General features: G+C 48.2%; 5 protein-coding genes. 3 read left to right on the forward strand and 2 right to left on the reverse strand.

Annotated features, from left to right (window positions below; translation table 11 throughout):
* Positions 1–392: 392 nt before the first annotated feature.
* Positions 393–1,271, reverse strand: a complete 879-nt coding sequence (locus IQ268_RS16860) for a WD40 repeat domain-containing protein (protein WP_193881380.1) — start codon at positions 1,269–1,271, stop codon at positions 393–395.
* 17 nt (positions 1,272–1,288) lie between these two features.
* The gene (locus IQ268_RS16865) at positions 1,289–3,052 is read right to left on the reverse strand and encodes a hypothetical protein (protein WP_228035450.1); all 1,764 of its coding nucleotides are present in this window, start codon (positions 3,050–3,052) and stop codon (positions 1,289–1,291) included.
* A 329-nt stretch (positions 3,053–3,381) separates the two neighbouring features.
* Between IQ268_RS16865 and IQ268_RS16870 the strand changes: the two genes are divergently transcribed.
* From IQ268_RS16870 to IQ268_RS16880, 3 genes are all read left to right on the forward strand, one after another.
* Complete coding sequence (locus tag IQ268_RS16870) at positions 3,382–11,460, forward strand: strawberry notch C-terminal domain-containing protein (RefSeq protein ID WP_193881387.1); 8,079 nt, start codon at positions 3,382–3,384, stop codon at positions 11,458–11,460.
* Between the two features lie 72 nt (positions 11,461–11,532).
* On the forward strand, positions 11,533–11,772 hold the full coding sequence (locus tag IQ268_RS16875) for a hypothetical protein (protein ID WP_193881390.1): 240 nt from the start codon (positions 11,533–11,535) through the stop codon (positions 11,770–11,772).
* A 215-nt stretch (positions 11,773–11,987) separates the two neighbouring features.
* A complete protein-coding gene (locus tag IQ268_RS16880; RefSeq protein ID WP_193881393.1) occupies positions 11,988–12,206 on the forward strand; it encodes a hypothetical protein in 219 nt (72 codons plus the stop codon).
* The last annotated feature ends 6 nt before the right edge of the window (positions 12,207–12,212 follow it).

Here is a 12,212-nt window from a genome sequence, read left to right on the forward strand (position 1 = left end):
TTGACCTAGAGTTGAATTGCTTCAGGATAGTGATGACCGTGGCGATCGGGTGACGATCGCCTAACGTTTCAGCAATCTTGAATAGTTGCCTTTAAACAATTAATTGTCCAAAGCTTATTGCCTCCATCTCCGCTCTTTAAACAATTAATTGTCCAAAGTTTGCATAATATCCGTTCGCTCATCCGATAAATAAGTATGGTTCCTGATTATTTTCCCCTACCATTGCAGTGGTAGGGGTTTTTGTCCTTCTTGGACACTAATTCCTTAAAACTGATCAAATAATGCTTCTAGACAAATAATGCTTTAAAAAACTGTCGAGTTCCTAAGCCATTCGTCAACCAAGACACTAATCTGCGAATGGCGAACTGGACATTAATTCTTTAAAACTTTAGTCAGCCCATTGTCCATATCTTGAGCATCCCTTTAGTCCCAGCAGAAATTAGGAAGCCTGGTTCCTTCTGGTTGAGGATGAGTTCAAGAATTTCACTCGGCTCATTGAGAGTGTACTGTTCCATCTTTGTTTGTAAGTCCCATAGCTTAATCGTTTTGTCTTTACTGCCACTGACCATGACGAGCCTTTGTCCATTTGAACTAAAAGCAAGGCTTCTAACTACATCCGTATGGCCTTGGAATGTTCCAACCCACGCCCCGGTTATGGCATTCCAAAAGTGAATAGCACCATTAACGTGCCCAGTGGCGATCGCCCTGCCGTTGGGTGTGATAGCGATCGCATCAATCGGGCCATATCTTGTTTCGATCCGTGATATCCGTATCCATTGCCCAAGGGTAGGATTCGAGTTCCAAATCTGAAGAACACTAAGGTAGGCTCCTATCAGTACATCGCCCCTGGCGCTGAAGGCTAACTTTCTGCAACCGAGGGATGATTCCCCCAAGCTTTCTTGCTCCAGCGTGACTAGATTCCAAAGATAGGTGTTGCCGCCTTGTGTCCCACAGGCAAGCGTTTGACCATCCGGGCTAAAGCAAACAGAGGCTGCTTGTGGTTCCATATCTGGAGTATCAATCTCAAATAGGTGTTGTCGCGCTACTGTGTCAACGCCCCATAGCGCGACTGTTTTATCCCGATTTCCACAGGCAAGCATTTGACCATCCGGGCTAAATGCTAAGCAAGTAACGGCACTGTGCCCCATGAGAACCTGCTTTATCGTGCCTGTGGCAGTATCCCAGATCCGTATCGTTCGATCCCAACCACCACTGGCTAACGTCTGCCCATCCGGACTGATCGCGATCGACGTAACAACTGGGTGGGACATCGTTTTAAGCAAATGGATCATTCTATCTCGTGACCTTGTGAGTTAGACCGGGTTCTCTGACGAGCGATCGTTGAAGTCATCGCCTGCCATTTGATCAGGTCTTGCGTCGTCAATCCTGCCGCTAAGCAGAGACGTTTCCGCTGCAAATCATACCGTATCAGCATTTGTTGGGCTTCACTATTACTGATTTCCAGGATGCCCTGCTCTTGCCTGACATTGTAATTGTGTCTCTTCAGTAGCGTCAGCCCCAACTGCGCTTCTGTGCGACTGTGATCGAGGAACTGATTCGCCAGCGGATAGATGCTGGTTGCGATCGCGTTTTGTTCTGAGATATAGCCCTGAACATCTCGATAAATATTAATTTGTAAATTTAGAATGATGTCTTTCAACTCGTGCGTCGTGCTTCCAAAGATTGAAGGATTAGAGGTTGCAATTGCTGCTGCTTGTTGGTCTTTTTTCGCTTCGCTTAATTGGCTATATTTCAAACTTAAAATTTGGTTTACTAATGGATTTGTTGCTCTTAATTGCTTCGATATATCCTGGCTTGGAGATTGGCCTTGTGTTTGATAGTTGATAGTTTGAGCCGCTTTTATTAGACGATCAAGATACTTTGCTGTCTTCCTTAAAGCTGTGCCAAATTCGCCTTGGTTTTGTTGTATCTGTGCGCCGATGAAAGCCGTCTGCTCCAGGATAGAGGCTTGATATTGAAGCGGAGATAATTCAACTCCCAATCCCAATTGCTGATTGAGCACAACTTGCTCAACGGCTCCAGGGGTCATGTAGGCTTCATTTGCAAAAAATAGAGCTTTGCTTTGTAAACCATGAATTTCTTTTTTTATTGCGTGTTTGTCTATATGTGGCTGCTCTAATAAATCAAAGCGATCGCTAATTTCTTCTAAATAGTCTAGATAAAGCTGATTGCTAGCTATTTGTTCAATGATTGAGTTGTCTCTATCCGGATAGTGCGATCGCAATTCATCAACTTTGTGGAGTCCTTTTTGAGTCAACTCTTGATGGATGTTTTCTGCTGCTTGGCATCGCTGGATAGTAAGTTTACGAGTCGTTTCTAACTTCTGTGTTTGAGTGAGCGTCTGCTTAATCAAAGGCCAGTCTGTTTGAAACGAGTTCTTGAGTGCTACAAGTGCCATAACAATCGCAATTTCGTCAAACGCCCCACCCGTACCGTAGTTATCCTTGCTACTTTGATATTGCTGCCGCACTACATCTCGCAGATCCCGTTGCAAATCAGCAACTCGGCTGACAACAGGGATAAAATTGTTGGCTTCAATTGGGGCAAGGCTGGTTTTTACGATTGTTTCTTGTGCATTAATGCCAGCCACAAGGTCATTAATTTGCCTGGTTTGCTCAACTGACGGATACCATCCTTCCGTTTTAATATCCTCCAATAGGCGTGATAAGCGATTGACGCAACTAAGCTTCAGTCCATCTCCTTTAAAGGCTTCTGGTCTGAGATGTCCTGTTGTGTAAGCATTCGCATCAAATTTAATCCCAGGTGGCTTTCCCCATTCTTGATAAAGATAGTCGTAAAACGCTCGAACGGCTGAAAGTTCAAGTTTCTTATTTTCAGTCTGAGAATAGAATGTCACGTCATAGTCTGATGACAAGGTATTGCTCCCAGCCACAATCATCCCTGCTGGGGGCAAGTCTAACAATATGCCAGAGTGCTCGGTCAGCAGGGTTCTAATTCCCTGGAGATCTCCGAGAATCGTTGTTGTTGCCTGAGCAATGATTTCGTCTCTGAACTGCAAAAAACGAGACATCAATTCAGGAAACTCTAAGTAGTTCTTCTTGATTTCCTCCCAGCTCTGACTGGCTTGAATGAGCTGAGCCAACTCAATGTCATCTAATCGACCTTGAGAAATCGCGTGGATTTCACCCGGTGCCAGAGCTTTGCTCAAGGCTTTGGAAAGGTGCTGCCCTAAATCTGAATTCACAAGAGAACATAGCCTCAATTAAGAAGGAGTGCGATCGCCCCTACTGATATGTCGTTTGAGTCTGAAAAATTATGCATAACTACAAAAAAAAGTTTTTTGCATAAATTAGTGGCTGAAAACAGATGAAAGAGTAAGGGCAATATTGGGGCTTGTCAGTGAATTCAGAGCAACGACAGAAACTCATCCAGATTTACGCTGATCATTTATCATCTGGTCAGCGTTTTTCAACGATTATTGAAGCCCGAAAGCTAGCCCAACCAGTTCTAGGCCAGCGTGTGGAATCGGGCACCCCGATGGCTAAATGGGTGGATGAGGTGGTTGAATCTGCTGTCGTGCGGACAGCTCAAGGGATAGTTCGCCACGCTCAGAACTCCTACCAAGCCTATGATCAGTTGGTTGACTTGCTAGAGCGGCAACCATCGCTCAACGTTCGCAGTTCAACCAGTGTTTTACAGCAGGCTTACAGTACACCTGTACCTATTTCCTATCTTGGCTCAGTCCTGGCAGGGCTATCCCCACAGCACACAGTCTATGAACCAGCGGCTGGACATGGAGCGCTGTTGCTCAACTGTGATCCAGCCAAGGCAACCGTTAACGAGCTAAATCCAGACCGAGCCGCCGATCTACGGGCACAAGGCTATGAGGTCACCGAGCATGATGCTGCACTATATCAGCCCACTACCAAACATGATGTGATCATTGCCAACCCGCCGTTTGGTCGTGTACGTGGTTCTGATGGTAGACCCCGCCACTTTGAAATGACGGGAAGCCGCAGAAGCACCAGCCAAATCGACCAGGCGATCGCCTTCAAAGCGCTGGATGCAATGAAGGATGACGGTCGAGGTGTCCTAATCTTAGGCGGCAAGCTAACGGATGATGAATCGACTCGAAGCGAAGCCTATAACACTCTGGAAAGCCGCTCCTTCTTCAAAGCGCTCTACGATCAGTATCGCGTTGTTGAGCACATCACCGTCTGGGGTGCGCTTTATCGCAAGCAAGGGGCAGGCTTTCCCATTGATTTGATTGTCGTCCACGGACGGGGAAAATCATCCTTAAGCCTACCAGCGGCAGACGTGCCCCCCATTTATAAATCATTTAGTGAACTGAAGGAACTTCTACCCTATGTCGAATACCAGCGATCGCCGTCCGTTGAACTTCCCCCAGTACGGTTCATTCCAGGACGTTTGGATGCCGAAACCAGAGGGCGACCAGGCGCTGTTTCTAGTGAGGATTCCCCCCGACTTGATGCAGATGGACTGGCAGACCTATCTAGCGTTGATGCGATCGCGCCTGCAATTTCTGATTTTGAGCTGGATGAATCAGCCGGGAGGAAGTCAGGTGGCGACACACGAGTTGATGACGGCAGCGCTCAACCAACTGGAGGGGGGAGAACCGCCGAGTCTATTCGTGACGAATCAGATTCGGACTCCAGTACCCCTAACACTTTGGGCTTGGAGTTGGGCGGAGAGGCTAATAGACGAGGATCGAACGTGGATCGGGATGTACTGGGAAGAGAACAGCGAGATCGAGTACCCATGCCCGATTCAACGCCCAACCGAGATGAGCGATCGCCAAGAGCTGATGGAACTCCACGACATCATCACGCTGGAGAACTGGCTCGGATGCCTGATGACGAACGACTCGAACTGATATCCCCTGAACTTCAGCAACCTCAAGGAGGAGTCCTAATGGAAGGTAGAGAAGAGAGAAATGTCCTTTATATCCCTCGTAGTAATGGGCGATCGCCCGGAACCCTAATCCCGTCCAACATGGAAACAGCGGCTCAACGGGCACTGGATCGAGTGGAGCGACGACGAGGGGATATTGACCAATTTGTGCAAGACCGATTGGGCTATACCTCCAGGGAACAGTTGCACGGCGTTTTGTATGCAGAGCAGATTGACTCGCTGGCGCTCTCGTTTGATCAGCAGGAGCGAGGGATGGGCTTCCTCAACGCTGACCAAACAGGTAACGGCAAAGGACGCTTTGGTGCTGCCAGCATTATTGATGCTAAGCGCAGAGGCTATATTCCGGTGTTCGTCACCCAAAAGCCCAATCTGTACAACGCCATGCTCACTGACTTGACAGATATTGGCTTCCCTGGAATTACGCCGTTTGTCACCAACAATAACCTCACCCTGGATTTAGATGATGGGCGACAAATTAAAACGTATGCCAATGCAGATCAAGAATTAGCTATGTTGACGGTGGCGCAGGAGGGGTTAGGGGCTTACGATGCCATCTTCACCACCTATGACCAGCTCCAGACGCTTAAATCACAGGAACCGTATCGTCGGCACTTCCTTAGAACGATTGCCCCTCGTGCTGTTTTTATCTTCGATGAAGCTCATGAAGCAGGCGGCTCAACAAATGACCAGTCTTGGAAGAAACGGGATGCGGCCCCCAATCGAGCTGAATTTGTTCGTTCATTAGTGAACCAAGCGGCTGGAGTGGTGTTCATGTCAGCCACGGCGACTAAAGAACCTGCTGTGATGGATCTCTATGCTCGTCGCACGGAGGCGGTCAATTTTGTCGATCTTGGTAGCTTGAAAAGTAGCTTGAAAAGTGGTGGGATTCCCATCCAGCAATATGCTGCCGTTAAATTTGTCGCAGCAGGGCATATTCTCAGGCGTGAACGATCATTCGAGGGGATCTCGTTTGAAGCTCGCAAAGTTCCGGTGGATCGCGATGTTGCTGATGGAATTTCAGCCATCATGCGATCGATCGCCCAATTCGATAAGGAAAAAGATAAAGCGTTAGCTGATTTAGAAAAAGAGCATAAGAAGGAAGCCAAGAAGCTAAGTATTGATAACTCGGTTGGGGCCGCAGGCATCCAGAGTACTAATTTCACCTCATTGATGCACAATGCCATCGATCAGGCGTTGCTGGCTCAGAAGGCTGAAGCTACAGTGCAAGATGCAATTCAAGCAATGAAGCGGGATCAGAAACCGATTATTGCCCTGGCTTCTACAATGGATTCCTTTATTGATTGGTATGCCAAGGAAAACAACTTAGAACCAGGAGACCTCGTTGACATCTCATTTACTGATGTATTGGATCGTTATCTGGAGCGATCGCGAGAGTATTTGATTGCTGACCATGATGGGCTAATAAGCCGTGAGCGCCTGACGGATGGCGACTTAGGGTTGGAAGGCGTTGAAGCTTACGAGATGGCTAAAGAGCTGATTGAAACGACGGATCTGTCAGCCATTCCCCTTAGCCCAATTGATTACATCAAATGGCGATTGAGTCAGGAAGGCGTAACCGTTGATGAAATCACGGGACGACAAAACATCCTGGAGTATGATTCTCAAGGCAAACAACGGTATGCGAAGCGCTCAGCGGCGGAAAGTAAACCTCGCAACAAGGTTAAAATCGTCAATCGATTCAATGACGGTTCTTTAGATGTTGTGCTGCTCAACCGCAGTGGAGCCACGGGTATTAGCCTCCATGCGTCTGAGAAATTCCAGGATCAACGGCAACGATACATGATTGTGGCTCAGGCTGAACGAGACATCAACCAGGCCATGCAAATGTTTGGTCGCGTCAATCGATTCGGGCAAGTCGTTGAACCTCAATTTGTTTTATTAGCCAGTGACTTACCTGCTGAAAAACGATTGGGGGCAATTCTATCGAAGAAAATGGCGAGTCTCAACGCAAACACAACAGCCTCCCGTGACTCAGATTTATCTCCTTCTGATGTGATTGACTTCATGAATGAAATTGGAGAGGAGATTATTGCAGAGTTGCTAGAGGGAGATCCAGGATTGGAAGCAAAGCTGTCATTTCCATCTCGGAATCTTCAAGGTGAGTCTTCTGTTGAGTTAATTAGTCGGGTTACGGGACGGATTCCGCTGCTGGCGATCGCAGAGCAGGAAGAACTGTATCAACTGATTGAGTCAGAAGTAACGGACTTAATTCAGCAGAAAGAAGCATTAGGGGAAAACCCGTTGCAAGCAGGCCAACTGAATTTAGATGCTCGCACCGTTGGCCGGATGGAGGTGATTAAAGGCGAGGGATCTGGCGAGTTTGGTGGTTCGGTTTATTTGGAAGTGGTGGATGCCAGGGTTCCGGTTAAGCCTCCCACCCAACTTGATGTCATCAAGTTGGTTCGTGAGAGTTTGGAGCTTGCCCCAGTGAGCACCGTTGATGAGCATCGCTTTCAGGAGGTTGCGGCTGTTGCTAAACAATGGGGACTGGCTCAATACGATCAGGTGGTTCAACAGGCTGAAGCATATAAGCAACAAGCACTCAAGGGCAAAAGCGATCCAGAGATAGAGCGACGGCTGCATGATCGCATCACTGCTCAACTGACCCACATCGGGATGGTATTGGAGCGATTCCCACCAGGAACCCCTATCCGGGTTGAGTCACCGCAGGGACAGATTAGCGATGGGGTGATCACGCGCATTTCCCCAAAAGGGCATAAAGGTAGTCCTGCTGCTCCAACCAATTGGCGAGTTCACATTCTGACGGCTCAGGCGCAAAGCCTTCAAATTCCCCTATCCAAATTCAATACAGGCCGAACCTCAGCGGTGTCGGTTGCCGTTCAAGAGAAGATTTGGAACGGTACCCCCGTTTATCGAACATTCGATGATCGCCAAAGTGAACGACGCACGACTCGGCAAATCTTCACAGGCGACTTGCTAAAAGCCCATGAACAGTACGCTAACGGACGATTCATCAACTACACCGATAACAAGGGCATGGTGCGACAGGGCTTGATTATGCCTGCCAGTTTTGATATTGAGCAGGACTTGAGGCAAAAACCTGTACGAGTACCAACCCCTGATTTGGCTAAGGCCATTTTGAATGAGGTCACTAAAAAACGAGGAACACTCCAGGATAAGGATAAAACGTTAGCCCTTAAAGTTGAGTCGGTTTCTTTGTTTAGTGATGGGCCACCGAAAGGGTATATCATCCAAACGCCAAAAGCCTCCAGTGTGGGCGGAAAGTATTTTCTCAACGAGGCTCTGCAAGAAGCTGTCGGGAACGAGTTTATTTCTATCAGCGATCGCATGGAGGTGAAGTTTACAGCCGATCGGCTAGACGCTGTACTGAACGTTTTGATGACAGAGATGGAGGCTGAACTCTATGTGCATGATGATTTCAAACAACTGGTTCGAGATTATCTAGGGGCCGAGATGCCGACGCTAGAAATCATTGAGGAAATGGAGAAAGAACCGTATGTTCCCTATGTGCCTGAACCCTCACAGCTCGATATCTCTCGATTAGAAGCCGTCTATGAGAAGCGATCGCTCCATCCAACTCTTGAAGCTCATCTAAAAACCATTTCGGAAGGAGAGTGGGATGATTTAGCGGCTGAATCAGGGCAAGCCAGCGAACCCTTCCGTCGAGAACTTGACCAAATCCTGGAGCAGATTTCAGACCAGCTTTACGAAAACGTTCCACTTGAGTCGGCAGTGCAGAAGGTATTCAACAACAGGAAACGGTCAACGTTGAGTGATATCCCTGAAAGACTGCTCCAGAGGCAAGCCCCTCAACCAACGGAGCCAAGCGCCACACCACAACCCAATGAACCCAAACCACCAACCGAACCACAACCATCGACACCCTCTATTCAAGTGGAATCGGTTGAAAGTGAACCGGAACCCGTAGTGGTAAGCGATCGCCTCTCTGTGTTGCCCTCTCGGTCACAGCGAGGAGGCGTAGAGCGATCGGTGGCTAAATTCTTGGCTGATGCAGGCATCTCTGAAACGATTATGGAGGGAGAAAGCTTTCATTTATCCATTGAAAATGAGCCATACATTCCGCTGGTGGTCGAACGGCATTCAGTGGGTGAGGATAAACATTTGCTCTATTTGACTCATTACTTAGAAAGTCATGGAGATAAATACATTGATACCGAGATGGTTCTGAAGATTCAGAACGGGTTTCTCTCGTTTCAAGAAACGGCTGTGCAGAATCCTGTTCATGGAGGAGAGAGTCGTACCCCCGATCGCACGTTTGCTCTGATTTTTGCTAGAAACATCTCGAAGCAAGGGTTTGCATCGGCAGCACGGGAGGCGATCGCTGCTGTGCCTGTAGAGGTTGTAGCGGCATCCACAGAGCCATCTGTTCAAGAAAACCTTGATCAATCGATAGCCCCCATGCCTGAAGGCCAAACGACTGGTCGAGAGGCCAAGGCCAACAACCTTGCTCAAGAAGTCTTGAGTTATTTGAATACGAACGAGATTGTTTCGCTGGGTGAACTGCGTCGAACATTCGGCGCACCGGACTATGATCCGGAGCGTCCGCTCGACAATCCAGTTCACCAGGCGCTTAAGAGGTTAAGAGATGAAGGAGCGGTTGAGGTCAAAGAGCAAGATTGGGGAGAACCACGGTTTAGGTTGTCAGAGATGGGAAGAACGTTAGCTATGGAGGGCGATCGCCAAGTTACCAACCAGCCAGAGCCTGAAACAGAAGCACTGAATGCAGATGATACTCAGCTTTATCCTGCAACGCTTGAAGCGTATCGGGTCAGATCTCCTGAAGTAAGAAAAGGGGTTATCGATGAGTACAATGGCACCCTCAATCAGTTGGAATCCGTTGAAGGAATGAAAACTCTAGAGCCTGCAACGGTAGAGGTGCAGGCTTCTCAACCCATTGGTTGGCTGGCTGATGATAGTCGGCTTCTTACTTATGAAGACAAAACGGGTCGAGGTTCGCTATTGGTGTTGTCTGAAGAAATGGAGCAATTGGCTCAAATCTTTCAGCAGCCGTTGTTAGAGCCACAGATCCGGCAACAGATTGCAACTATTTTTAAGGATGAGGTTCCACCAGAAAAAGTGGATGCAGTTGTCGATGCCATTCTCAGTCATCGCCAACGGTTCAATCCGAAACAATCTGAAACTCAGTCACAGGCGAACCGCTTTCCTGGAGAGGATACCCCTACCATTCGCCACAACTTAGAGAAAAATGGTATTGAAGTTCAGTTTGCGAGTAAGCCAGATGATAAGGCTATCTTTGAACATCTCAAGGCTTTAAATTTTCGTTTTAGTGGTCAGCAAGAATTATGGTGGGTCAAATACTCTGAGACCCGTTGGCAGAAAGTTCACGACTATTTTGGGATGTCTCCTCAAACCCAACAGTCGGAGGTTACAGATTCTGGCGTTTCTACCCCGTCTACAACGGTGAGCGATCGCCAAGAGCAGACTCAGACTAACGTTGCAGCAGCGGTGAACCGCTTTTTACAAGAAGCGGGACTGCTTTCCTCCGTTGAACTGACCTCACAGCCTGCTACATCGGATGTGGCAAGTCTTGGAGTCGAGCCAGAACAGCACGGGCAGGCTCTCCCCATCCAGGATCAATCAATGCCAAACAACGTTGATTCTAGTAAGCGCCCTCAACCTGAAGAGATGCCACACCGAGCGATCGCTGAAGTGCCTGTAATTGAGCAACCTTCCCCTACTACGGTGGATGAACCCTCTGGTAACCGGGCAGAGGCTACTGTTTCTCCTGAAATGCAATGGATAAGCGTGAGGCAGGATTTAGTAGAGACCGGATTGCCTGCCCCGTTAATAGATCGCTTGCATGAACGGGGGCTGGTTCGTGCCGATGAGAAGAATCGTGCTGATTTCGTTCGCCATGAGCTTAGTGAGGCTACCTGGCAACGGGGCAATCCGTCTGAATCAGGCTGGTTTTGGTTGGGATCTGGCAAAGGCAACGTCCAGCGAGTATTCCTGACTCAATCCCCGGTTGAAGCGTTGTCGCTGGCTATCTTAGACAAAGAGAAACGCCCACCGGATGCCGTCACTGTTTATCTGGCTCAAAATGAATCAGGGCAATTGCCGCTGAAGGCACTACAACAGGTGCTAGACCAGGGAGGCCGTATTGCACTGGCGTTTGATAATAACCATGCTGGAGAGCAGAAAGCCTGGGATGTGGCTCGATCGCTGCCAGGTGCGCGACGGATTCAACCAGAGCATCTGGATTGGAATCAGCAGTTACGTTCCCAATCTGAACCACTGGCGAAGGTCGTACCTGCGTTCAGTGCAGACCAAAAAGAGACATTGCGATCGCTCTGGCGATTTCATTCGGCTGGCAGAGCACAAGGCATGAAGCCTGAGCAGTTGGCTCGCATCACTGAGATCGCTAAAGCTTATATCCACGGAGAGCCAGTGCCAGAGAAAGCACGAGCTGTTATGCAGCGCGTTTTACATCAGTCTCAAGTTCAAGCCCAACAAGGGCGATCGCTGCAACAGACTCAAAGGCAAAAGATGGAAGTGGGCTAATAATTCCCGTCTCGCTTCCGAACCTTGACGATCGCTAAAGCATTGAAAAAATAAGGACACCAGGCTAAACACATGAACGAACGCAATTCTGAAACAGACCAATCTGCCAATACAGCAAAACCAACTAATCGTGAGCCAACATTTGATTTTGCAGCAGACCGGGAAAACCAACGAATCGCTTGGGCTAACCTTGAGCGGATTGAAGCTAACCTTAAGCGAATTGAAGCAGGAATTCAAATCGCTAAGGAACACGATCGCAGAGCAAGGGAGTACCTTTCAGATCTTCAGCGCCCCAAGCCAAATATTGAGTGACAAATGTGCTTGTATCCACGGGGAGCCAGTGCCAGAGAAAGCACGAGCTGTTATGCAGCGCGTTTTACATCAGTCTCAAGTTCAAGCCCAACAAGGGCGATCGCTGCAACAGACTCAAAGGCAAAAGATGGAAGTGGGCTAATCATATTCCGTCTCGCTTCCAAACCTTGACGATCGCTAAAGCATTGAAAAAATAAGGACACCAGGCTAAACACATGAACGAACGCAATTCTGAAACAGGCCGACCTGACAGCACAACAGAATCAATTGACCATCAGCCAAAATTTAACCCTGAAATAGATGACGAAAGACTACGACGTGTTTGGGCTAACCTTGAGCAAATTGAGGCAGGGCTTAAGCAAATTGCAGAAGGAATTCAAATCGCTGACGAATACAATCGCAGAACACAAAAACACCTTGCAGAGCTTGAGTGATGAATG

The organism is Oculatella sp. LEGE 06141, from assembly GCF_015207605.1.
Lineage (GTDB): Bacteria > Cyanobacteriota > Cyanobacteriia > Elainellales > Elainellaceae > Oculatella.

What these genes read in the sequence shown, in the direction of transcription:
- IQ268_RS16875 (WP_193881390.1), top strand. Translation starts at nt 11,533, where the DNA reads ATGAACGAACGCAATTCTGAAACAGACCAATCTGCCAATACAGCAAAA.
- IQ268_RS16865 (WP_228035450.1), bottom strand. Translation starts at nt 3,052, where the DNA reads ATGTCTCGTTTTTTGCAGTTCAGAGACGAAATCATTGCTCAGGCAACA.
- IQ268_RS16880 (WP_193881393.1), top strand. Translation starts at nt 11,988, where the DNA reads ATGAACGAACGCAATTCTGAAACAGGCCGACCTGACAGCACAACAGAA.
- IQ268_RS16860 (WP_193881380.1), bottom strand. Translation starts at nt 1,271, where the DNA reads ATGTCCCACCCAGTTGTTACGTCGATCGCGATCAGTCCGGATGGGCAG.